Source organism: Methylothermus subterraneus (assembly GCF_054656915.1).
Window position 1 is genome coordinate 40,539 of sequence record NZ_BAAHXK010000011.1, and the last position, 22,579, is coordinate 63,117.

The window sequence follows — 22,579 nt, forward strand, 5'->3', positions numbered from 1 at the left end:
CGTTTGTTGGTTACGAACCGAGAATCTGAATTTCCACGGGCGCGACGCCGGTCTTGTGCAACCCTAAGCGGTAAGCGGCCGAGTACGACAGGTCGATGATCCGCCGCCGGTAACAGGGCAAGCGGTCGTTGACTTTGACCACGACGCTGCGGCCGTTGTTTAAGTTGGTGACTTTGAGGTAAGTCCCCAAGGGCAGGCTCGGGTGCGCGGCGGTCAAGCCGTTGCGGTCGAAGGCCTCGCCGCTGGCGGTGGGGCGGCCGTGAAAGCGCCTACCGTACCAGGAAGCGATCCCGCGCTTGCGGTACGGAGAATGGTTGTGGGCGTGTGGCTTATGGTCGTTGGGTCGAACCTCGATCCCCTTGGGTTTCGCCGGCACGGCGACGCTCCCCAAGAGCAAAGGAAGGGTCAGGGCTAGGCTAGTTTTTTTGCGCATGGTGCCTCTCCTCCAATCGGGATTGGATCGTTTCGGCCAGTTGATAGACCGCCATGGCGTACAGCAAGCTGCGATTGTAGCGCGTGATGACGTAGAAATTGTGAAACCCCAGCCAAATTTCAGGGCCGTCTTCGCCGTCCAATTTGATCACGTTGGCGCTCAGGTCGTCCGGGTAAGGCGCTACCGGGATCCCTAAAGCTTTAAGCTCGGCTACGGTGAATTTGGGCGTGAACTCGGCGTTGGCTAGATTTTCGGCTTGCCGCGCGATTCTCGCCGCCACCGGACGCCGGCCTTGCCAGCCGTTTTGGGCGAAGTAATTGGCGACGCTTCCGATTACGTCGGCTGGGTTCCCAAAGAGATCGCGGCGGCCGTCGCCGTCGAAGTCAGTTGCATACCGACGGAAGCTCGACGGCATGAACTGGGGCCAACCCATGGCGCCGGCGTAGGAACCTTGAGGCCAGCGCGGGTCTAGCCTTTCCTCGCGGGTAAGGAGCAGAAATTGCTCCAGTTCGCGGGCGAAGTATTCGGCCCGGCGCGGATAGGCGAAAGCCAGGGTGGAAAGCGCGTCCAATACCCGGAAGGAGCCGGTGTTGGCGCCGTACAGGGTCTCCACGCCTAGGATCGCGACGACGATCGCCGGGTCCACGCCATAGACCCGTTCTGCCTGTTTGAGCAAGCGCCGGTAGCGCTCGAAGAACCGGACCCCATCTTGGATGCGGCGCTCGGTCAAGAAAATCCGCCGGTATTGGTACCAAGGTTTGGCTTCGGCGGGGCGCTCCATGACCTCGAGGATGGTCGGCTTGATCTGCGCTTCGGCAAACAAAGAGCGCAAGCTGGCCGGATCGAAACGGTAGCGTGCGGCCATGCGCTCGATGAAGCGAGCGGCCTCAGGGTGCTGGTCTAGAGCCAGGCCGAAGGCGCTTGCGCCCCACCCGAGCAGCAGGCAAAAGGTCAAGGTTTTGCGCATTAGGACGACACCAGCTTGCGATGGGTGGCTAAAGACATCATGATACCAAAGCCGGCGAGCAGTGTGACCACCGAAGTGCCGCCGTAGCTGATAAGCGGCAGCGGCACCCCCACCACCGGCAAAAGGCCGACCACCATGCCGATGTTGACGAACACGTAGACGAAAAAAGTAAACGCCAGGCTGCCGGTGAGCAGGCGGCTGAACGTGTCCTGGCACTTAAGCGCCAAATATAGGCCGCGACCGATGATAGTCAAGTACAGGGCGATGAGGCCAAGGCAGCCTAAGAAGCCGAAGTCCTCGGCCAGCACGGCGAAAATAAAATCGGTATGCGGTTCGGGCAGATACTCAAGATGCGCCTGGGTCCCCATCAGCCAGCCTTTGCCGGTCAACCCCCCCGAGCCGATCGCGATCTTGGCCTGAATGGTGTGGTAGCCGCGCCCTAAGGGGTCGGCTTCTGGATTCAAGAACATCAAAATCCGGTCTCTTTGATAATCGCGCAGAAACGACCAAATCACCGGCAAGGCGGCGGCAGCGCTTCCGGCAAGACCGGCCAACAGGCGCCAAGAAATCCCGGCGAAGAACAACACCGCGCAGCCAGAGCTCAGCACCAAGAGCGCGGTGCCCAGATCCGGCTGTTTGGCGATAAGGCCTACCGGCAAAAAGATCCACAAAACGCCCAGAGCGATTGCGCCTGGGCGGGGCGGAAGCGGGTGCCTGGCCAGGAACCAGGCCAACAGCATCGGGGTAAAGATCTTAACGAACTCAGACGGTTGGAACCTCAGCACGCCTAAATCCAGCCAGCGTTGCGCGCCCTTGCCGACATCTCCTTTCAGCAATACCGCCACCAGGAGAAATAGGCTGAGGCCGTACAAGAGCGGGCTTAAGCGGTACAGGGTGCGCGGGTGAACCTGGGCCAGGCCGAGCATGGCGGCAAACGCCAGGCCCAAACGCACCAGTTGCTTATAGACTAGGGACCAATTTCCGCCGGTGGCGCTGTACAAGATCAATAGCCCGACCCCGGAAAGCAGCGCGAGGCTCGACACCAAAAAGGAATCTAAATGCAGGCGTTGCCAGAGACTTTTGGCGTGAGGGGGAGGGACGACAATAAAGCTCATGGCAGGCTGTGCTTTAAATAATAGTCGATGACCTGGCGCGCCACGGGAGCCGCTTCCGAGCCGCCGTGGCCGGCGTTTTCAGCGATCACCGCCACCGCGATGCGCGGGTCGTCGGCCGGAGCAAAGGCGATGAACAAGGCGTGGTCTTGCAATTTCTTGTCTTTGAGTTTGAGGTTGCGGTGGTCTTGGTTTTGCTTGACGCTAAACACTTGGGCGGTACCGGTCTTGCCGGCAATGGTGTAATCGGCCCCCAGGCTGATGCGCCAGGCGGTGCCCGAGCGGCTGTGGACTACGCCGACCATGGCGTCGATGACTTTGTCCAAAAAGCGCGCGTCGATCTCGAGCTTGCCTTCCACTGGGTCCGTGAACAAGCGCTTCGGCTCCGTTCCGGGCGAGCGTTCAAGGGCCGCAACGTGCGGCGTCACCACGGTCCCCCGGTTGGCCAAGATGGCAACCGCTTTGGCCAGTTGCACCGCTGTGACCTTGACGTAGCCTTGGCCGATGCCGGCAATCACCGTTTCCCCTGGATACCAAGGTTTTCCTAAGGTTTCGCGCTTCCACTTGCTCGATGGCAAAATCCCGCGGTTTTCTCCGGGCAGGTCGATCCCGCTTGGGCGACCAAAGCCAAACTGGCGCAAAAAGGCGTGCATCTTATCGATTCCCAAATGGTGGGCGAGGTCGTAAAAATACACGTCGCACGATTGGACGATGGCGGCTTTCAGGTCCACCCCCCCGTGGCCGCCTTTGCGCCAGTCGCGGTAGCGGTGGCTGACTCCGGGGAGTTGGTAAAATCCAGGGCAATAAAGCCGGCGCAGGGGATTGATCACGCCATAATGAAGACCCGCCAGTCCCACGAACGGCTTGATCGTCGATCCCGGGGGATAGATGCCGCGCAAGGCGCGATCGAACAGCGGGCGCTCGGGCGAGCTAAGCAGCGCCTGGTAATCCTGGCGGTTAATTCCTAAGACAAAGGGGTTGGGGTCAAACCCGGGCTTGCTCACCAGCGCCAGGACCTCGCCGGTTTTGGGGTCGAGCGCCACCACCGCGCCGTTGTGCTCGCCTAAAGCTTCATAGGCGATTTTCTGCAGTTCGAGGTCGATAGAGAGGTACAGATCCGCCCCACCCCGCGGCGGCGATTCCTGCAATGCTCGAAGCTCGCGGCCGCGGGCGTTGGTTTCGATCTCTACGTAACCGGTATGACCGTGCAGCAACGCTTCGTAGGATTGCTCCACGCCCACCTTGCCGATGTGGGTCGCGCCCCGGTATTCGGCGGGGTCTAAGCGCTTCAATTCTTGCTCGTTGATCCTGCCGACGTAGCCGACCAAGTGGGAGACCAGCTCCCCATAAGGGTAGTGACGGATGAGCCGCGCCTGAACCTCAACGCCGCGCAGGAATGGACGGCGGACCGCGAGTTTGGCGACTTCGACTTCGCTCAGGCGAAGTTTTACCGGAACGCTCTCAAAGCGCCTGCGGCGGCGCAATTGCTGCTTGAATTGCTCGATCTCTTCGGGGGAGAGCTCGATGAGCTGAGCTAAGGTCGCCAAGGTGGCGTCGAGGTCCTGAACTTGTTCGGGAACGATCTCCAAGCTGTAGACCGGAACGTTTTCGGCCAACACCACGCCGCGCCGGTCGTAGATCAGCCCGCGGGTGGGTATGAGCGGCGCGATTTTGACCTGGTTGTCGTGCGCCAGGGTGGCGTAGCGTTCGTGACCGAGGACCTGAAGGTAGATCAGGCGGGCGATCAGCGCCAAGGTCAACAACGCGATTACCCCGGCGGCGGTCAGGATGCGGCTCAAAAACAGCCGATTTTCCCCCACGGCGTCCTTTAGCCTCAAGGGCGCCTGTGGCTTTACGACAAGATCAGATAGCGTTGCCTGAGCGTGCGACATACAGCAAGGACAAGTGGCCAGACCAAGGTTCCGGTCAGCGACGGCAACCAGTACTCCCAGGTGAGAAACGCTCTGCCGCGCAAAGCTTCGATCCAAAAGCTGAGAAATTGGGCTGAGAGCAAGAATAAGAGTACGAAAGTCAATTGGTGATTCAAGGGAAAAATCTGCAGCCGGGCGTGGAAACGCACGCAAGGGTAAGCGATCAAGGCATAGACGAAGGCGTGTTGACCGAGAAGCCTGCCGGTGGCGGCATCGACCCAAAGGCCGGTCAGCCACGCGGCCACGATGCCAAACCGATCCGGCGCCGCCAGGCACCAATAGATGAGGACCAGGAGCACCCAATCGGGGTTAAACGGCAGCAACAGCTCGGGCCAAGCAAATAGACGCAGCCAAAGAGCGCCTGCGAGGCTCAGAAAAATGCCTACCAGTTCGCGGTCAAGGTGCATGGGCGGCTTCAGGCGCAGCGGAAGCGGCATCCGGAGGGAGAAACGGCACCGGTTCGGGATGCCCGAAGACGATCAGGACTTCCCGGATGCGATCCAAGGCGGCTGCCGGTTTGGCCTCGATTTTGGCAAAGGGCTTGTCCGGTTGGGGAGCGACTGCGGTGACGGTCGCCACCGGATACCCTTGCGGGAATACCCCGCCTAGGCCTGAAGAGACCAAAAGGTCGCCGGGTTGAACGTCGACGTTGTTGGGGAGGTTAGGAACTTCCAGCCGATCCAGCCGACCGCTGCCCACCGCGATGGCGCGTAGCCCCGTGCGGTTGACTTGCACCGGGATGGCGTGGCTGGGGTCGGTGATCAAGAGCACTTCGGCGTTGATTGGAGTCACCCGGATCACCTGCCCCACGATCCCCTCCACGCTCAGCACCGGTTGCCCTACGTGCACGCCAAACCGGCTGCCCTTGTTGACCAGCACCACGTGTTCGTACGGCGCTAGGTTCACCGCCAACAGCTCGGCTACCAGCATCTGTTCGCCTAAGGTGAAGGAATTATCGAGAAACGCCCGCAGCCGGTCGTTTTCTTTTCGAAGCGCCTCGTATTTCAAAGTGTGGCGCTTGAGCCGGGCGATCTCCTCTTTAAGGCGCCGGTTTTCTTCCAGCAAGTTGGCCCAATCATGGAGGTAGGTTAGAAATTGCCCCCCGAGGGCGCGCGGCGCATGCGCTAGCCACTGCATCGGATAAACGGCAACCGCAAGCGCCGAACGCAGCGGCTCCAACCGGCGCGCGTGGTCGGCGACCATCAACGCGCAAGCGGTGGCCAGGCACAGCGCCAGCCGCAGGTTGAGCGACGGGCCGCGAGTGAAAATCCGCTTGCCGGAACTCATTCCAGCGAGAAGGGGCAAGGGCCTTTGGCGTCGAGCATCTCGAGAATCTTGCCGCCGCCGCGGGCGACGCAGGTCAAAGGATCTTCGGCAATCCTCACCGGCAGCCCGGTTTCTTCGGCGATCAAGCGGTCTAGGTCTTTGAGCAAGGCCCCGCCGCCGGTCAGGACGATTCCCCGCTCGGCGACATCGGCGCCCAAATCCGGGGGGATTTGCTCCAGCGCCGACCGGACCGCACCGACGATTCCAGACAAAGGTTCTTGCAAGGCCTCCAAGATTTCGTTGCTGTTTAAGGTGAAGCTGCGCGGCACGCCCTCGGCGAGGTTGCGGCCGCGGACTTCGATTTCCGTGACTTCAGCGCTGGGATAGGCGCTGCCTATGGTGTGCTTGATCCGCTCGGCGGTGGTCTCGCCGATCAAGGTTCCGTAATTGCGGCGCACGTAATTGATAATGGCTTCGTCAAAGCGGTCGCCGCCGATCCGCACCGAGGAAGAATAAACGATGCCGTTGAGCGAGATGATTGCAACTTCCGAGGTTCCGCCCCCGATGTCGAGCACCATGGAACCGCACGCCTCCCCAACCGGCAGACCGGCGCCCACCGCTGCCGCCATCGGCTCCTCGATCAGGTAGACCTCGCGGGCGCCGGCGCCCATCGCCGATTCGCGGATCGCGCGGCGCTCCACCTGAGTGGAGCCGCAGGGGACGCAGACCAATACCCTGGGGCTAGGCTTGAGCAGTTTGTTCTCGTGCACCTTGTTAATAAAATACTGAAGCATCTTCTCCGTCACGGTGAAATCGGCGATTACCCCTTCTTTCAGCGGACGGATGGCGACGATGTTGGCCGGGGTGCGGCCGAGCATCTGCTTGGCGGCGTGACCTACGGCGGCGATGTGCTTGGTGCCGCGCAGGCGGTCTTCGCGGATCGCCACCACGGAAGGTTCGTTCAGCACGATCCCCTTGCCGGGGATGTAGATCAGCGTGTTGGCCGTGCCAAGGTCGATGGAAAGGTCGTTGGAAAAAAGTCCGCGCAGGCGTTTGAACATAGGATGTCGGTTAAATTCGATGGGGAAGCGAATGATTGGTTATGATATAAATTTGAGCAAAAGTTTTCTCCCGCAATGGCGGGAGGGGAACATAACAAACCGGAAAATTAGTATGACATTGACTGTGGAAGAAGTCACCAAGATCGCTTATCTCGCCCGCATCCAGATCGACCCGGGCGAAGCGGAGCGCTACGTGCGGGATCTATCGAGCATTCTGGAATTTGTGGCGCAGATGAACGCCGTGGACACCGCGGCGGTGGCGCCCATGGCCCATCCTTTGGATCTTCCCCAAAGGCTGCGGGAGGACAAGGTCACCGAAAAGAATCAGCGCGACCTGTTCCAGGCCATTGCCCCCCAGGCAGAGGCCGGATTGTACCTGGTGCCCAAAGTGATCGAGTAGCCTTATGCACACCAAAACCCTAAAAGAGCTTGCCCAAGGCCTGCGTGCCCGGGAATTTTCCAGCCGCGAACTGGTCCGGCATTTTCTCGACCGCATCGCCCGCTACAACCCGGCCTTGAACGCGTTTATCACCGTGACCGAAGAGGCCGCTTTGCAAGCCGCCGCTGCCGCCGACGCCAAGCTGGCCAAGGGCGAGAGCGAGCCGCTGACCGGGGTGCCGCTGGCGCACAAGGACATTTTCTGCACTTTGGGGATTCGCACTTCGTGCGGCTCGAAGATGCTGGACAACTTTATCGCCCCTTACGATGCGACCGTGGTGGAAAAATGCAAGCGGGCCGGCATGCCGCTTCTGGGCAAGCTCAACATGGACGAGTTCGCCATGGGCTCGTCCAACGAGACCAGCTTTTACGGGCCGGTGCGAAATCCCTGGGATCTTGCTTGCGTTCCCGGCGGCTCCTCCGGCGGATCGGCGGCGGCGGTGGCGGCAGGATTGACACCGGCGGCGACCGGCACCGACACCGGCGGCTCCATTCGCCAGCCGGCGGCGCTGTGCGGGATCACGGGCTTAAAGCCCACCTACGGACGGGTCTCGCGCTGGGGGATGGTCGCGTTTGCCTCCAGCCTGGATCAAGGCGGGCCGATGGCCAGAAGCGCCGAAGACTGCGCCTTGCTCCTTCAGGTGATGGCCGGCTTTGACGAAAAGGATTCGACCAGCGTGGATGCGCCGGTTCCCGATTACGCCGCGGCCTTGGACCAAGACCTGGCCGGTTTGCGCATCGGCTTGCCCAAGGAGTTCTTCGCCGATTTGGATGCGGCCATGGCGCAAGCGCTGGAAGCGGCCATCGCGGAGTACCGCAGGTTGGGGGTGGAATTCGTCGAGGTCTCGCTCCCCAACATCCAGCTTTCGGTGCCGGCGTATTACGTCATCGCCCCGTGCGAATGCTCTTCGAATCTGGCGCGCTACGACGGGGTGCGCTATGGCTACCGCTGCCAAAATCCTAAGGACCTCAACGACCTGTACCTGCGCACGCGTGCGGAAGGTTTTGGCGCGGAGGTCAAACGGCGCATCCTGATCGGCACCTACGCCTTGTCGGCCGGCTATTACGATGCCTATTACCTTAAGGCGCAGAAAATCCGCGCGCTGATCGCTTTGGATTTCAAGCGCGCTTTTGAGACCGTGGACGTGCTTTTGGGGCCCACCACCCCCACCCCGGCGTTCCGCTTGGGCGAAAAGCTAGGCGACCCGATCGCGATGTACCTGTCCGACATTTTCACGATCGCCGTCAACCTAGCCGGGCTGCCGGCGATGTCGGTGCCGGCAGGGTTCATCGACGGCAAACCGGTGGGGATGCAGCTCATCGGCAATTACTTCGACGAGGCGCGGCTGTTGAATCTGGCCCACCGCTATCAGCAGGTGACCGACTGGCACAAACGCTTCCCCGAGGGATTTGCATGATCGACCGCCTGCTGCCTGCCGATGAACTAGGTCAACGGCCTGCCGATGAGTGCGGCTGTGTGGTGAGTATTTGATTAGGAGCCGATATGCAATGGGAACCCGTGATTGGGCTGGAGATTCACGTCCAGCTGTTGACCCGATCGAAGATTTTCTCCGGCGCTTCCACGGCTTATGGCGCGCCGCCCAATACCCAAGCGTGTGCGATTGACCTGGGGCTGCCCGGAACGCTGCCGGTGCTCAACCGGGAGGCGGTGCGGCTGGCGGTCAAGTTCGGGCTGGCGATCGGCGCTGAGATCGCTAGGCGTTCGGTGTTCGCGCGCAAAAATTACTTTTACCCCGACCTGCCCAAGGGCTACCAAATCAGCCAGTACGAGCTGCCTATCGTCCGCGGCGGACGATTGACGATCCGCGTGGATGGCAAGGAGAAGCAGGTCGGCATCACCCGCGCCCACCTGGAAGAAGACGCCGGCAAATCGCTGCACGAGGATTTTCACGGGATGACCGGCATCGATCTCAACCGCGCCGGCGTGCCTTTGCTCGAGATCGTCTCCGAGCCGGACCTGCGCTCGCCGCAAGAGGCGGTCGCCTATATGAAGGCGCTCCACCAGTTGGTGGTGTACCTTGGGATCTGCGACGGCAACCTGCAGGAAGGCAGCTTCCGCTGCGACGCCAACGTGTCGGTGCGCCCCAAGGGAGAGAGCCGATTTGGCACCCGCACCGAGATCAAAAACGTCAACTCGTTTCGCTTTGTGGAGCGCGCGATCGGCTACGAAATCGCCCGGCAGATCGAGATTTTGGAAGCCGGCGGAAGGGTGGTGCAAGAAACCCGCCTGTACGACGCCGAGCGCGACCAGACGCGCTCGATGCGCACCAAGGAAGAGGCGATGGATTACCGCTACTTCCCCGATCCGGATCTTTTGCCGCTGGTGCTCGACGAAGGCTTCATCGAAGCAATCCGGAGCCAGCTGCCGGAACTTCCCGAAGCCAAATACCGGCGCTTTCTCGATCAATATAGCCTGACCCCCTACGATGCCGAGGTGCTGACCGCCACCCGCGCGCTGGCCGATTACTACGAGGCCGTGGTCGCCCTCTCCAAGAGCGACCCTAAACTGTGCGCCAACTGGGTGATGGTAGAACTTGGCGGGGCGCTCAATCGGGATGGTCTGGAAATCGCTCAAAGCCCGGTGACCGCCGAGCGCTTGGCCGGACTGATCCGGCGCATCGCCGACGGCACCCTTTCCGGCAAGCTCGGCAAGCAGGTGTTCGAGCAGATGTGGCGGACCGGCAAAGACGCCGATACCCTGATCGCCGAGCAAGGCTTGAGGCAGATCACCGACCCGAAGGCGATCGAACAGATCATCGACCAGGTCCTCGCCCAGAATCCCGAGCAGGTGGCGCAATACCGCGCTGGCAAGGAGAAGCTGTTTGGCTTTTTCGTCGGCAAGGTCATGCAGGCCACTTCCGGCAAGGCCAATCCTGAGAAGGTCAACGAGCTGCTCAAGGCCAAGCTGCAAGGCTCCTAAAATGGAAAGCGCGCAGGTTCTCAGGGCCTTGGCCGGTGATGAGGATCTGACCGAAGACGCGCCGGACCGAAAGCATTTGCTCGCCGCGCAGGCGGCGATTGCGGCCTATTGCCAAGGGGACGATGCGGCCATGCACGAGGCCTTGCAAGCGATCCCTTTCCGTTCCCCGTACCGGGATTTGCGCTTTTTGCTCGGCGCTTTGACCGCTTTCCCGGAGCGGATCGAGGAGGGCAAACGCTGGCTCGCCCGCATCGGGCCGGATTCCCCGTTGGCTCCTGTGGCCGAAGCGGTGGATGCGATTTTTGCCGGGGACAGGCGCGCTTTGCGGCCGGCGGCGCGCGAATTCGCCGATGCGATCTTGGGACCTAAGCTTTCGCTTCCAGAATTGTTTGCCGCCTTGCTGGCGCAAGTGCAAGGGCCGCACGCGCCGGTGGTGCAGGAAGCGCTCAAAGCCTTGCTTGTGGACTATCCCGAGGGCAAAGCGGCTTATCGTGAGCGCTTTCCCTTGCCCGCGGTGGAAGAACAGCGCCTGGCGGCGCTTGCGGCCGAACGCGCTGAAGACTTCAAAACCGCTTTCAAGCTCTGGGGTGAGGTCGGCTGCGGGTATGAGCAGGCAGGCAAGCGCTTGGAGGCGGCGGTCGCGCGCCATCGCGCCGCTTTGGCGGCCAAATTATTCGGACCGCAGGCGGCAGAAGTTGAAAAGATGCTGCAACGCGCCGTGCGCCTCGACCCGGATCATCGGGAAAGCTGGCTTGAGCTGGCCGAGTGGTATCAAAGGCTCGGAAACCTCAAAGCCCTAAGCAAATTGCTCAAGGGCGCCTTGAGCCGCTTTCCCGACGACCCGGCCGTATTAGAGATGGCGGCCACGGTGGCCCTCGCGCGCGGCGCTTGCCAATACGCCGCGCGCCTGACGGCCAAGCACCTTACGCTCGATCCGCGCGATCGAGCCGCGCGGCAGCGCCTTTTTGCCGCCACCTTAAGCCTCGCGCGCAAGCAGATCGCTTCCGGCAGGCTGCAGCTTGCGGCCAAAGAGCTCGGGAAAGCGGCCGAATGGGTGTCCACTGCTAAAGAGCAGGCCAAACTCAACGCGCTGGAAGTCGTCTTGGCCTTGCGCCGGGGAGAGCCCGAACCTCACTTCCCTTCGCTTTTGCCGGCGCCGCTCGGGGAATTTTGGCTTACCGCGGAAGTTTTGTGCCTGGCGCCTGAGCGCGCCAAACCTTATTTGAGCCGGCTGCGCGAGGTTTTTAAAGTCGCTGCGCTGTCGGTTTATCCGGACCACCTCATCGGAGTACTCGACTTGGCGCAGGAGGCAGTATCTTCCGGCGCGCCCAAGGAGCCGCTGCTTAAGGCCGCGCGGCCGCTCCTGCGCCGCGGGGTGTTTCTAAAGTGGCGCGAAGAGGAGCTCGAAGCCGTCTGCGAGCGGCTGTTGGCGCTGGAGCAATACCAGTGGGTGCGCGATTACGCGCGCGGACCTCTGTGGCGACGCAAACTGCCGGCGTTGTATTATTTCGACGTGGTGGCCAAATGCCAAGGAGCGGCGGCTGCGCTTGGCTGGCGCGATTGGCTTGTCTTGGAGCAAGCGCTTGGGGCGGCCCAAGCCGGCGGAAGACACCGTTTGGCCGCGCGGATTGCCGAGTTTTTGGCAGGATACGACCGCGCGTTGAGCGGATGATAGGGCAAGATGGTTGAAACCCGGCTAACGACTTTTTCGCCGTTTGTCGTCCTTGGCGTGTCCCCGGATGCCGACGACCAAACGATCCGCCGCGCTTATTTGGCCAAAGTCCGGGCTTTTCCCCCCGAGCGCGCCCCGGCCGAATTTCAGGCGATTCGCCGCGCCTACGAACAAATCCGCGACCCAAGGGCCAGGATCGAGTACGCGCTGTTTCACTGCCCTTCGCGGGAGGAGGTCGAGCGCTTGGTTTGGCGCCTGAGTCCGCGCCGGCCAAGCCTTGCCCAGTTTCACAAGCTGCTCCTCGAGTGCCTCGATGGCGAGCGATAAGGAAGCTTTGCTGGCGGCGTTCGAGCGGTTTCTGGCCGCAAACCCGCAGGTCGAGGCGGGACCTGCGGTGGGGCCGGCGCAGGTGTTGGTTGAGCTCACCGCGCTGCGGATTGAAACCCAAAAATTGGGACGGACCTTAAACGATCTGCTCGAACGGGAACAAGCCGATCGCGCCGCCCGTCTCCAGAGCATCGAACGCGAACGGCTGCGGCCGGTGCTTTTGGACCTAATCGAGCTGCGCGATCGGCTCGAGGCTGGCATTGAGGCATTGGCGCGGCTGCGCCCCACCTGGCTGACGCGCCTGATGTGCCGGCGCAAAGGCTTACGATTCCAGGCGGTCTTGGCGGGGTTTAAATTAATCTTGCTGCGCCTCGACCAGCAGCTGGCGGCCTTGGGGGTCGAAGCGATCGAAGCTCAAGATCGGCCGTTCGATCCGGTGACGATGCGCGCGGTGGAGGTGGTCTGTCTGCGCCGCCTGCCCGAAGCGCAGGTGGTGGGGGTGCTCAGGCGGGGTTGGCGTTGGCGCGGCGAGGTGCTTAAAGTGGCGGAAGTGAGGGTCAACAAGCGTGGCTGAACCGATCCTCGGCATCGATCTTGGAACCACCAACTCCGAGGTGGCGGTTCTTAAAGCGGGCAGGCCTGAAGTCATCCCGGATGAGTCCGGCAACCGGATCCTGCCTTCGGTAGTGGGCATAGACCCGGCGGGACGGTTGTTGGTGGGCGAGGCGGCGCTCAACCAGCATCTTCTTTATCCAGAACGCACGGTGCGCTCGATCAAACGCAAGATGGGAAGCGGCGAAACCGTCCGGCTGGGCGAGCGCGAGTTTAGCCCGCAGGAGATCGCGGCCATTTTGCTTAGAACTTTGAAGGAGCGCGCCGAGCGCCATCTGGGCCGGCCGTTTGGCAAGGCGGTGATCACGGTGCCGGCGTATTTTAACGACGCCCAGCGCCAGGCTACCCGGGAGGCGGGGCAGATCGCCGGCCTCGAGGTGGTGCGCCTGCTGCATGAACCGACCGCGGCGGCGCTGGTGTATCAAGCCGATCTTACCCGTCCTAGAAAAATCCTCGTGTACGATCTGGGGGGCGGGACCTTCGACGTTTCGGTGGTTCAGGTCGAGGCCGGGGTGGTCGAAGTCATCGCCAGCCACGGCGACAACCACCTGGGCGGGGACGACTTCGACCGTGAGATCGTCGAGCTGTTGCGCGAACGGCTTGAAGAAACCTACGGAGTAGACGTTGGCTCCGACCGGCGGGCCATGGCCCGCCTGTGGCGGGCGGCGGTGGCGGCGAAGCTGAGTTTGTCGGACCGCCCCTACGCGCGGATTCGGGAAGAGTTCTTGACCGAGCAAGACGGCGTGCCGATCCATTTGGATTTGGAGCTGTCGCGGCAGGAGTACGAGGCGCTGATTTCCCCTTATCTCGATCGTACCTTGGACGCTCTTTACATCGCCCTGCGCAGTGCGGCTTTGACCGTCTCCGACATCGACGAAGTGCTGCTGGTCGGCGGCGCGACCCGCACCCCTTTGGTTCAAGAGCGCCTAGCCGAAGAACTAGGCCGCTTCCCCTGCGCGGCGGTCGATCCAGATTTGGGCGTGGCGCTGGGAGCGGCGGTGCAGGCGGGGGTGCTCACCGGGGAGAAGGTTGGTTCGGTGCTCGTGGACGTCACTCCTTATACCTTCGGCATCAGCTACTTAGGGAAACGGCGAGACGGCGCCTTGCATCCCTGGGTGTTCGCTCCTATCCTCCGCAAGAACACGCCCTTGCCGGCCTCCAAAGCCGAGGTCTTTTATACTTTAACAGACGCGCAGGAGCAGGTCGAAATCAAGGTCTATCAGGGCGAAGACGAAGACGCCCAGAACAACGTGCTGATCGGCGCATTCACGGTCGAGGGGCTGCGCAAAGCGCCGGCGGGGGACCCCATCGTGGTCCGCTTTGACCTCGACCTGGATGGGATCCTCAAAGTCACTGCCACCGAGAAGGCCACCGGCCTGGAAAAGAGCGTCCGCATCGAACCTGCGGCTTGTCGGTTGGGCCCAGAGGCTATCACAAGCGCCCGCGCCAAGATCTCGGCCTGGTTCGGCAGCGAGGAGGAACCGCATGCCGCCGCCAGAATCCTTGTGGCCGAGGCCGAGCGGAGGCTGCCCGAGCTAGGCGAGGAGGATCGCGCCGCCCTCCTCGAGGCGCTTACCGCCGTCGGCCAAGCGCTCGAGCGCCAGGACGAGGCGATGCTCCAAGCGCCGCTGGAAACCTTGCGCGAGATTCTCTACTATTTGGGCCACTGATGCGCGTACAGCCGAGCTTCAGCTTGCGCGGGTAAAATGGCAGGTGAGTTTCTAAACGACCTACAGGAGACGAGGATGAATTTAAAGCGCGTGATCGCCGGGTTGACTTTGCTGGCGTTTGTGTCCTTACTTTCGGCGTGTGCGGATATGCCTTATGGCTCCAGCCCTTATCCTTACCAAGGGGCGGCGGCCGGGGGCGCGATCGGAGCCGCGGCCGGGGCCTTGCTCGACAAGCACAACCGTTGGCGCGGCGCGTTGATCGGCGGCGCTTTAGGCGCCGCTCTGGGCGGGACGGTGACTGAGATTTCCCGCCGCGCTTCTTACGAGGCGGCGCGCTCAGGACGGCCGGTTTCTTACGAGAGCGAGGACGGCTGGCAGCGCGTCGAGGCCGAACCGCTGCCCAGCAGCAGGAGAGGTTGCCGGATGGTGCGCGAGCGGATCTGGCAGGGCGGCAAAGTGGTGCAGGAACAAGAGCGCGAGATCTGCGACTGATGCTGCGCGTCCTCGTTGTCGGCAGCGGCGGGCGCGAGCACGCCCTGGCTTGGAAGCTGGCCCAATCGGAGCAGGTGGAGCGGGTTTACGTCGCTCCCGGCAACGCCGGCACCGCCTTGGAACCCAAGGTGGAGAACGTGAACGTGAAGGCCGAAGAGATCGACCGCCTGGCCGATTTCGCCCGCCAAAATAGGATAGACCTCACCGTGGTAGGGCCGGAGGCGCCCTTGGTGGCAGGCATCGTCGATGTCTTCCGGCGCCGGGGCCTTAGGTGTCTTGGCCCGACCCAAAAGGCGGCCAGGCTCGAAGGCTCCAAGGCTTTTTGTAAAGCGTTTCTGGCGCGCTATCGCATCCCCACCGCCGCCTACGCGGTTTTCAGCGAACCCGAGGCGGCGATAGCTTACATCCGCGCCAAAGGCGCGCCGATCGTGGTCAAGGCCGACGGGTTGGCCGCCGGCAAGGGAGTCGTGGTCGCCCATACCGAAGCCGAAGCGGTCGCCGCCGTCCGGAGCATGCTGGCGGAAGGGGCTTTCGGCGAAGCGGGCCGGCAAGTAGTGATCGAGGAGTTTTTGGAAGGCGAGGAACTCAGCTTCATCGTCTTAGCCGACGGCGAGGACTTTGTTCCGCTTGCGACTTCCCAAGACCACAAGCGGCTTTTGGACGGCGACTTGGGACCCAACACCGGCGGGATGGGAGCGTATTCCCCGGCGCCCTTGGTCACCCGGGAAATCGAGCGCCAGATTCTGGAGCAAATCGTCCGTCCCACTCTCGCCGGCATGGCGGCCGAGGGTTCGCCGTACACCGGCTTTCTCTACGCCGGATTAATGCTCACCCGCGCCGGCCCCAAGGTGCTGGAGTTCAACTGCCGCCTGGGGGATCCGGAAACTCAGGTGATCCTGTTGCGTTTGCAGAGCGATCTGGCCGAGCTTTGCCTGGCGGCGACCGCCAGCCTGGCCGGGGTGAGCGCAACCTGGGATCGGCGCGCCGCGCTCGGGGTAGTGCTGGCCGCCCCAGGGTATCCGGCGGCGTACCGCACGGGCGATGTGATCGAAGGCTTGCCCGCGGAAGAGGAAGAAGACGTGAAGGTATTCCACGCCGGTACCCGCCTAGAAGCGGGCCGAGTGGTCACCGCCGGCGGGCGGGTGCTGTGCGTGTGCGCTTTGGGGGATGGCGTGCTCGAGGCTCAGCGCAAGGCGTATGCCCAAGTTGAAAAAATCCACTGGCCTGGGGTACATTACCGCCGCGACATCGGCTGGCGGGCAGTGAGGCGAGCTTGAAAGCTGCCTACGGGAATGGTGGAGCCGAGGAGGATCGAACTCCCGACCTCAGCAGTGCGATTGCTGCGCTCTCCCAGCTGAGCTACGGCCCCATTAGTTAAAAAATATAACAAATATTCTGCGCGAAAGCTATACCTTTGGCTTCCAAAATCGGAAAAGCGCCTCATCCGTTGACTGGAATTCTGGCACAGGCAAAAAACTGTCTGAGTGCCTGGATCAGAAAAGCGTGGTCGAGACTCCCTGCGCTTTCGCGCACGCTGTGCATCGCCCATAAGGGATTGCCCACGTCGAGGCTGCGCACGCCCAACTTGGCGGAAGCGATGGGGCCAATGGTGGAACCGCAGGCGAGGTTGCCGCGATGAGCGTAAATTTGCCAAGGGACGCCCGCCGCCTCGCACCAGCCGATGAACAGCGCCTGAGAAAAGGCTTCGGTGGTGTAGCGCAGGTTGGCGTTGACCTTGATCGCCGGCCCGTGGTTGATGATCAGTTTGTGTTCTGGCTCGTACGCGCCGGCAAAGTTGGGGTGAAAGGCGTGGGCCATGTCGGCGCTGATCAGAAAGCTCGAGGCCAAGGCGCGTTGGTGGTCAAAAGCGCTAAAGCCTAGACTGGCGCTGATCCGCATCAAGGTGTCCCCAAGGAAACTCGAAGCCGCCCCTTTGAAGCTTTCCGAGCCGATTTCCTCGTGATCGAACAGCGCCAGAACCCGGGTCGCGGCGGCTTCGTCTTCGGCCAGGAGAGCGGTCAGGGCGGCGTGGCACGAGGCCAGGTTGTCAAGGCGGGAGGCGGCGATGAATTCGCCCTGCGGCCCCCAGAACCCCCCTTTTTGCGTATCGTAGACGGCAAGCTCAAAGCTCAAAATCGCCTCTTCCGCGCAATCCAAGCGTTCGGCCAAAAGCTGGAGGAACTGCCGAGCCGCAGGCAAGCCTTCCTCTACTTCCGTAAGCAGCAGCGGCAGCTCGGTCTGTTTATCCAGTTTCAGGCCCGCTTCGTTGACTTCGCGATTTAGGTGAATGGCCAGGTTCGGCAGGCGCACCAAAGGCTCGGCAAAATCCATCAGGCATACGGTAGGAGAGTCGCCGCGCAGGACCACCCGTCCGGCCAAACTTAAGTCGCGATCCGTCCAGGTGGCCAGGATAGGGCTGCCGTAAACTTCCACCCCGAGCCTGAGCATGGCATCGGCCACATGCGCCGGCTGCGGTTTGAGGCGCAGGCCGGGCGAGTCGGTATGCGCGCCGACGATGCGAAAACCAGCCTCCGGCAAAGGGTCGGTGCCAAGGCTAAAAGCGATCAGGGAAGAATCGTCCCGCAGCACGTAATAACGCCCCGCCGGCTCCAACGCCCAGGCTTGGCGCTCGTCCAGGCACTGAAAGCCCGCCTCTTCCAGCCATTCGGCAAGGGTCGCGGCGGCGTGCCAAGGGCTTGGGGAGGCGTCGATAAAGCGCAACAGATCTTCGGCTTGGCGGCGCGGTCCCGGATCAATCGGCATCGATTGGCCCCTGCAAGTGGGTCAAGGCTTCCTGGTAAGCCTGGTAAGTGGCGCGGTCAAAACAGACCAGATAGACCTTTTGGAGTTTTGGGTTTTCCTTGAGAGCTTGGGCGATGGTGGCAATGGCGATCGGCGCGGCGCGTTCGACCGGGAACCCGTACGCCCCGCAGGAGATGGCGGGAAAGGCGATGGTCGAAACGCCGTATTCTTGGGCTAGGCGCATGCATGCGCGGTAACACGAGGCGAGGAGTTCCTCCTCTCCGTGGCCGCCGCCGCGCCAGACGGGACCGACTGCGTGGAACACGTATTTGGCCGGCAACCTGAACCCCGGGGTCGCTTTGGCTTGCCCCGTAGGACAGCCGCCCAGCTTGCGGCACGCCTCCAAGAGCTCAGGACCGGCGGCGCGGTGGATGGCCCCGTCCACGCCGCCGCCGCCGAGCAAGGAACTGTTGGCGGCGTTGACGATGGCGTCCACGTTGAGCTGGGTAATGTCGCCCTGGATGAGCTCAATGCGTTGCATGCAGGTCATGGTCGGATCTGCAACAATGCAAAAATCAATTATGCGCAAAATAAAGGTTTTGCGGAAGTTTTTTGCTTGACAGTCCAATTGCAAAAGTTACAATAAAAAACCATCCAACGCGGGAATAGCTCAGTTGGTAGAGCACAACCTTGCCAAGGTTGGGGTCGCGGGTTCGAGTCCCGTTTCCCGCTCCAATTCTAGCCGCGCGTGCGGCTTTTTTCATCTTTGGCGGCGTGGCAGAGTGGTTATGCAGCGGCCTGCAAAGCCGTGTACGCCGGTTCGATTCCGACCGCCGCCTCCATTTCCCGCCGTCTCTTTTGTTAAACCTTGACCTCAAGGCCGGCTAAAATCTCAGCCGCAGATCTGCCATGGTTTGTTTGAAACCCCACCCGCTCTCGTTTCTTACCCTGGTCGGTCGGCTGCATAGGCCGCCGGTCAGCGTGCATCGCTTTGGAGCAAATATAGCCTTACTGACCGCCCCGGAAGCGATCCTGGAGGCGGTCCGACTGGAAAAGGCTGGGGCGCTGTCACGGCAGGCTTTCACGCACGATCTGGTTTATCCGATCCTAGGCGAGGGAATGTTCTCCTCCCGGGAAGCGGACTGGCGGGGGCACAAGCAGGTGGCGCTTTTTTACCTCAAGCCCGCGGCCGACCGTGTCCGGGCCTGGCAGGAGGCGGCCTATAGGGCGGCGCGGCGGGCTTGGCCGGCGGCGAGGACGCGGGTTCAGGGCGTGCCGTTTTGCCGGGGGATCGTGCAGGAGGCCTTGCTTGAGACGCTGTTTGGCGCCGGCGAGGCCTTGGACGCACGGCGCCTGTACCGTCTGACCCACCGCATGGACACGATGGCCGAGTGGGCCACCTTTGGCTTTCTGACCTTCGGCCGGCGTCTGGGGCGGAAGCTGGCTGGGCCGTTCCAGTGGATCGGGCGGCGGGATCGGGAAGCCCTCGAGCGTCTGATCGCGGAGCGCAAACCGGTCCCCGGGGCGCCGGCGGAGGATCCCGCCTTGAGGGAGGAACTTCGCTCTTTGCTGTTTGCCGGCCAGGACACCACCGCGACCGGCTTGGCTTTTGTGCTCTGGATGCTCGGCGTTCATCCCGACCGGCAAGAGGCGGTGCGCCGGGAAGGCCCCCAAAGCCCCCTCTTGCGCCGCATGATCCTCGAGACCTTGCGCCTGCTGCCGCCGGTGCCCACCTTGCCGGCGCGAACGGCCACGACCGAGTTAAAGATCGGCGGCGTGCCTATCCCCCAAGGGACCGAGGTGATTTATTGCTTGTGGTTCGCCCACCGGCGGGTTCAAGACGGGGAGGCGTTCGTTCCCGAGCGCTTTGAGGGCCAACGTCCCAAGGCGCTTGGGGTGTTTCCGTTTGGCGTCGGCCCCAAGCGCTGCGTGGGGGAGGCTTGGGCGATGACGACGATCGCCGCCGTCGTGGCGGCGCTGCTGGAGAAAGCAAGGATCGAGCCGGATAAGGACGCGCTTTGGCTTCAGGCGCGCACGGTGCTGGTGCCTAAAAAGCTCGAGTTTTGGATCGAGCCTATTTTAGGTTAAGGTTGGTGCCGACGGCGAGACTCGAACTCGCACGGCTTTCGCCACCGCCCCCTCAAGACGGCGTGTCTACCAGTTCCACCACGTCGGCGTAAGGTTTATTTTTGGGGTTCCTGCGCTGGCTGGTCCGCAGAAGGCGCAAGCGCCGGGGCGTCCGATGCGGGCTCTTGCGGTTTTACTGGCGGCAGGTCTCCCTCGGATTTTAAGATCTCGACGAAACTTTTTTTATTATCCCGAAAATCGGCGAAATAAGCCAGAGACAGGCTGGTAAGAAAGAATATCGCGGCCAGGATCGCCGTGGTGCGGGATAGAAACGAGGCCGAACCCCGCGCCCCAAACAGGGTGCCGGAGGCTCCTGAGCCAAACGCCGCTCCGACGTCGGCCCCCTTGCCTTGCTGCAGGAGGACCAAAACCACGATAGCAATCGCGATGAGGACGTGAAACACCATGAAAAGCTGGTACATATCAGCAAGTCTCCCCAGCGGCCTGGACGATCGTTAAAAAGGAATCGGCTTTGAGCGAAGCCCCACCGATCAAACCGCCGTCGATGTCGGGCATGGCGAACAAGGCCTTGGCATTTTCGGCGTTCACGCTGCCGCCGTACAGAATGCGAACATTCTCAGCGATCCTGCGGTCTTGAGCGGCGAGCTTTTGGCGGATATACGCGTGGACTTCTTGCGCCTGCTCGGGGGTTGCGGTGCGACCGGTGCCTATGGCCCATACCGGCTCGTAGGCGATCACGGCGTGGGCGAGGGAATCTAAGCCTGCTCGCTCCAAAACTGCATCGAGCTGCGCGTCCACAACCTCAAAGGTCTGGCCCGCTTCGCGTTGCTTTAAGGTCTCACCGATGCACAAAATAGGGCACAGGCCATGCTTGATCGCCTGCTGATACCGGGCGGCGATCAGCGCGTCCGATTCGTTGTAGAACTGGCGGCGTTCGGAGTGGCCGACGATCGCCAGATGGCAGCCAAACTCTTTGAGCATTGCTGCCGAGACCTCGCCGGTGAAGGCACCTACCTCTCGATCCGCGACGTTTTGGGCGCCGAGCAGGATCGGGCTGCTTTGGAGCTGTTCAAAAGCTTGGGGAATGAAAACGTACGCCGGGCATACCCCAACTTCCACCGCCAAGTTCCCCGGCAGTCCTTGCAGAAGGGCGGCGAGCAGGTCGCGGACGCTCTCCCGCGTACCGTGCATTTTCCAATTTCCCACTACCAAAGGTCGGCGCATTTTTCCCCCTCTGAAAAACTTTTATATTCTAGCCGGATGTCTGATCTGGGGCAATTACGCCAAAGTACGCTCGACGACCGCCGCCAGTTCCTGCGCGAGCTGATCGATCAGGGCGGCGTCTTGGCCCTCGACCATGACGCGAACGACAGGCTCTGTTCCTGAGGGCCGAAGCAACACCCGGCCACTGCCGTTGAGTTTGCGTTCCACGGCTTCTTTGACCTTCCACACAGGAGCGATGGTTTCCAGGCGAGAAGGTTTGGTCTTTACCCGCACGTTGCGCACGACCTGCGGATACTTGAGCATGCCTTGCTTGAGCTCGTGCAGGGATTTGCCGGTACGCCACATTTCCGCCAGTACCTGTAGGGCGGAGACGATCCCGTCGCCGGTGGTGGTGCGATCTAAACAGATGATGTGCCCGGAACTTTCGCCGCCTAAAGTGCCGCCGTGAGCTTCGAGCATTTCCATGACGTAACGATCGCCTACTTGGGCGCGAAGCAAGGGGACGCCGAGCTGCGCCAAGGCGTGCTCTAATCCCAGATTGGTCATCAAAGTCCCAACCACCGGACCTTCTAACTTGCCTAAAGCTAGGCGGGAGGTCGCGATGATGTAGAGGATCTCGTCGCCGTCCACCAAAGCGCCGGTGTGGTCCACCATCAGGACTCGGTCGCCGTCGCCATCAAACGCAATTCCTAGATCCGCGCCGCGGCTTAACACCTCGCGCCGCAGCGCCTCAGGGTGCATGGAACCGCAGCCGGCGTTGATGTTCAATCCGTTCGGATGCACGCCGATGCATTCCACTCTAGCTCCCACCTCGCTGAACACGTGCGGGGCGATGTGATAGGTCGCCCCATGAGCGCAATCGAGCACGATGTGCAAGCCGCTCAAGTCCATGCAGGAGGGGACGGTGCTCTTACAAAACTCGATATAGCGCCCGCGCGCATCGCCGATCCGCGTCGCCTTGCCCAGCCGATCCGGCGCGACCGTGGTCATCGGCCGATCCAATTGCGCCTCGATCGCTTCTTCTACCTCATCCGGCAGCTTCTTGCCCGCGGCCGAGAAAAACTTGATGCCGTTGTCCGGGTAAGGGTTGTGCGATGCGCTGATCACGATTCCTGCTTTGGCGCGCAAAGTGCGGGTCAGATAGGCGATTCCCGGCGTGGGCATCGGACCGAGCAGTTGGGTATCTACGCCGGCCGCAGACAAACCCGCCTCTAAAGCCGATTCAAACATGTAGCCCGAGATCCGAGTGTCCTTGCCCACGAGGACGTGAGCGGGCCCCTGGCCGCCGAGCACTTGTCCTGCCGCCCAGCCCAATTTCAACACGAAATCCGGAGTGATGGGCGCCTCGCCAACCTTGCCGCGGATCCCGTCTGTGCCAAAAAAGCGTCTGGCCACAACCCCCCCTTTTCGCGATGAAACTAAATTTAGTATAGCAAGCCGCTTAAAACCTGAAGTAAATAAAAACCCCGCGCCCCGTAAGAGGGGGCGGGGTGATGGAGGAGTTTTCAGTTTTCGTAATGCTGGCCGGCGGGTTTGCTAATAGGGGCAATCGCCGGAGCTTGCGGTTGCCCGCCGCTTTCTGCCTGGCCTTGCGTCGGCGGCT

General features: G+C 62.0%; 22 protein-coding genes and 4 tRNA genes. 12 read left to right on the plus strand and 14 right to left on the minus strand.

From position 1 onward, the window contains the following. Positions 1–10: 10 nt before the first annotated feature. From ACYQ3M_RS09895 to ACYQ3M_RS09925, 7 genes are read right to left on the minus strand one after another with little or no spacing between them, the layout of a single operon-like run. Entirely contained in the window at positions 11–433 is a 423-nt protein-coding gene (locus tag ACYQ3M_RS09895) for a septal ring lytic transglycosylase RlpA family protein (RefSeq protein ID WP_460035922.1), read from the minus strand. Further along, positions 417–1,400, minus strand: a complete 984-nt coding sequence (mltB, locus tag ACYQ3M_RS09900; RefSeq protein ID WP_460035923.1) for a lytic murein transglycosylase B — start codon at positions 1,398–1,400, stop codon at positions 417–419. Before mltB ends, ACYQ3M_RS09895 begins: the two co-directional genes overlap by 17 nt. Then, positions 1,400–2,515, minus strand: coding sequence for a rod shape-determining protein RodA (gene rodA / locus ACYQ3M_RS09905; protein WP_460035924.1), 1,116 nt, complete (start codon positions 2,513–2,515; stop codon positions 1,400–1,402). The genes mltB and rodA overlap by 1 nt, the downstream gene beginning before the upstream one ends. Beyond that, positions 2,512–4,350 (minus strand): penicillin-binding protein 2, encoded by a 1,839-nt coding sequence (gene mrdA, locus ACYQ3M_RS09910; RefSeq protein ID WP_460035925.1) that lies wholly within the window; start codon positions 4,348–4,350, stop codon positions 2,512–2,514. Before mrdA ends, rodA begins: the two co-directional genes overlap by 4 nt. Positions 4,351–4,364: 14 nt before the next feature. Then, positions 4,365–4,850 carry a rod shape-determining protein MreD gene (gene mreD, locus ACYQ3M_RS09915; RefSeq protein ID WP_460035926.1) on the minus strand — a complete coding sequence of 162 codons (486 nt, stop codon included), beginning with the start codon at positions 4,848–4,850 and terminating at the stop codon, positions 4,365–4,367. After that, positions 4,840–5,730, minus strand: a complete 891-nt coding sequence (mreC, locus tag ACYQ3M_RS09920) for a rod shape-determining protein MreC (RefSeq protein ID WP_460035927.1) — start codon at positions 5,728–5,730, stop codon at positions 4,840–4,842. The genes mreD and mreC overlap by 11 nt, the downstream gene beginning before the upstream one ends. After that, positions 5,727–6,770 (minus strand): rod shape-determining protein, encoded by a 1,044-nt coding sequence (locus ACYQ3M_RS09925; protein WP_460035928.1) that lies wholly within the window; start codon positions 6,768–6,770, stop codon positions 5,727–5,729. Before ACYQ3M_RS09925 ends, mreC begins: the two co-directional genes overlap by 4 nt. Positions 6,771–6,882: 112 nt before the next feature. Between ACYQ3M_RS09925 and gatC the strand changes: the two genes are divergently transcribed. The 9 genes from gatC to purD all read left to right on the plus strand — a co-directional run bounded on the left by gatC (position 6,883) and on the right by purD (position 16,199). Next, positions 6,883–7,170 (plus strand): Asp-tRNA(Asn)/Glu-tRNA(Gln) amidotransferase subunit GatC, encoded by a 288-nt coding sequence (gene gatC / locus ACYQ3M_RS09930; protein WP_460035929.1) that lies wholly within the window; start codon positions 6,883–6,885, stop codon positions 7,168–7,170. A 4-nt stretch (positions 7,171–7,174) separates the two neighbouring features. Further along, on the plus strand, positions 7,175–8,626 hold the full coding sequence (gatA, locus tag ACYQ3M_RS09935; RefSeq protein WP_460035930.1) for an Asp-tRNA(Asn)/Glu-tRNA(Gln) amidotransferase subunit GatA: 1,452 nt from the start codon (positions 7,175–7,177) through the stop codon (positions 8,624–8,626). Between the two features lie 86 nt (positions 8,627–8,712). After that, complete coding sequence (gene gatB, locus ACYQ3M_RS09940) at positions 8,713–10,149, plus strand: Asp-tRNA(Asn)/Glu-tRNA(Gln) amidotransferase subunit GatB (protein WP_460035931.1); 1,437 nt, start codon at positions 8,713–8,715, stop codon at positions 10,147–10,149. Position 10,150: 1 nt separating this feature from the next. Continuing rightward, a complete protein-coding gene (locus ACYQ3M_RS09945) occupies positions 10,151–11,821 on the plus strand; it encodes a tetratricopeptide repeat protein (RefSeq protein ID WP_460035932.1) in 1,671 nt (556 codons plus the stop codon). Between the two features lie 9 nt (positions 11,822–11,830). Beyond that, positions 11,831–12,148, plus strand: coding sequence for a J domain-containing protein (locus ACYQ3M_RS09950; RefSeq protein ID WP_460035933.1), 318 nt, complete (start codon positions 11,831–11,833; stop codon positions 12,146–12,148). Then, complete coding sequence (locus ACYQ3M_RS09955) at positions 12,135–12,722, plus strand: nucleotide exchange factor GrpE (RefSeq protein ID WP_460035934.1); 588 nt, start codon at positions 12,135–12,137, stop codon at positions 12,720–12,722. Before ACYQ3M_RS09950 ends, ACYQ3M_RS09955 begins: the two co-directional genes overlap by 14 nt. Continuing rightward, complete coding sequence (locus tag ACYQ3M_RS09960; protein WP_460035935.1) at positions 12,715–14,430, plus strand: Hsp70 family protein; 1,716 nt, start codon at positions 12,715–12,717, stop codon at positions 14,428–14,430. The genes ACYQ3M_RS09955 and ACYQ3M_RS09960 overlap by 8 nt, the downstream gene beginning before the upstream one ends. Before the next feature lie 75 nt (positions 14,431–14,505). Next, positions 14,506–14,922, plus strand: a complete 417-nt coding sequence (locus tag ACYQ3M_RS09965) for a YMGG-like glycine zipper-containing protein (RefSeq protein WP_460035936.1) — start codon at positions 14,506–14,508, stop codon at positions 14,920–14,922. Between the two features lie 2 nt (positions 14,923–14,924). Further along, complete coding sequence (gene purD / locus ACYQ3M_RS09970; protein ID WP_460035943.1) at positions 14,925–16,199, plus strand: phosphoribosylamine--glycine ligase; 1,275 nt, start codon at positions 14,925–14,927, stop codon at positions 16,197–16,199. A 16-nt stretch (positions 16,200–16,215) separates the two neighbouring features. Here purD and ACYQ3M_RS09975 read toward each other — a convergent pair. The 3 genes from ACYQ3M_RS09975 to ACYQ3M_RS09985 all read right to left on the minus strand — a co-directional run bounded on the left by ACYQ3M_RS09975 (position 16,216) and on the right by ACYQ3M_RS09985 (position 18,214). Continuing rightward, positions 16,216–16,291, minus strand: a tRNA-Ala gene (locus tag ACYQ3M_RS09975). Positions 16,292–16,362: 71 nt separating this feature from the next. Beyond that, on the minus strand, positions 16,363–17,685 hold the full coding sequence (locus tag ACYQ3M_RS09980; protein ID WP_460035937.1) for a M18 family aminopeptidase: 1,323 nt from the start codon (positions 17,683–17,685) through the stop codon (positions 16,363–16,365). Further along, positions 17,675–18,214 (minus strand): O-acetyl-ADP-ribose deacetylase, encoded by a 540-nt coding sequence (locus ACYQ3M_RS09985; RefSeq protein ID WP_460035938.1) that lies wholly within the window; start codon positions 18,212–18,214, stop codon positions 17,675–17,677. The genes ACYQ3M_RS09980 and ACYQ3M_RS09985 overlap by 11 nt, the downstream gene beginning before the upstream one ends. 109 nt (positions 18,215–18,323) lie before the next feature. Between ACYQ3M_RS09985 and ACYQ3M_RS09990 the strand changes: the two genes are divergently transcribed. The 3 genes from ACYQ3M_RS09990 to ACYQ3M_RS10000 all read left to right on the plus strand — a co-directional run bounded on the left by ACYQ3M_RS09990 (position 18,324) and on the right by ACYQ3M_RS10000 (position 19,752). Beyond that, positions 18,324–18,399, plus strand: a tRNA-Gly gene (locus tag ACYQ3M_RS09990). Between the two features lie 33 nt (positions 18,400–18,432). Further along, a tRNA-Cys gene (locus ACYQ3M_RS09995) sits at positions 18,433–18,506 on the plus strand. 67 nt (positions 18,507–18,573) lie between these two features. Then, positions 18,574–19,752, plus strand: coding sequence for a cytochrome P450 (locus tag ACYQ3M_RS10000; protein ID WP_460035939.1), 1,179 nt, complete (start codon positions 18,574–18,576; stop codon positions 19,750–19,752). Between the two features lie 3 nt (positions 19,753–19,755). Here the strand turns inward: ACYQ3M_RS10000 and ACYQ3M_RS10005 are convergent. The 4 genes from ACYQ3M_RS10005 to glmM all read right to left on the minus strand — a co-directional run bounded on the left by ACYQ3M_RS10005 (position 19,756) and on the right by glmM (position 22,371). Next, positions 19,756–19,840: transfer RNA gene (locus ACYQ3M_RS10005), tRNA-Leu, on the minus strand. 7 nt (positions 19,841–19,847) lie between these two features. Then, the gene (gene secG, locus ACYQ3M_RS10010; RefSeq protein ID WP_460035940.1) at positions 19,848–20,213 is read right to left on the minus strand and encodes a preprotein translocase subunit SecG; all 366 of its coding nucleotides are present in this window, start codon (positions 20,211–20,213) and stop codon (positions 19,848–19,850) included. Position 20,214: 1 nt separating this feature from the next. Continuing rightward, positions 20,215–20,976 (minus strand): triose-phosphate isomerase, encoded by a 762-nt coding sequence (gene tpiA / locus ACYQ3M_RS10015; protein WP_460035941.1) that lies wholly within the window; start codon positions 20,974–20,976, stop codon positions 20,215–20,217. Positions 20,977–21,030: 54 nt separating this feature from the next. Beyond that, positions 21,031–22,371, minus strand: a complete 1,341-nt coding sequence (gene glmM, locus ACYQ3M_RS10020) for a phosphoglucosamine mutase (RefSeq protein ID WP_460035942.1) — start codon at positions 22,369–22,371, stop codon at positions 21,031–21,033. Positions 22,372–22,579: the final 208 nt, after the last annotated feature.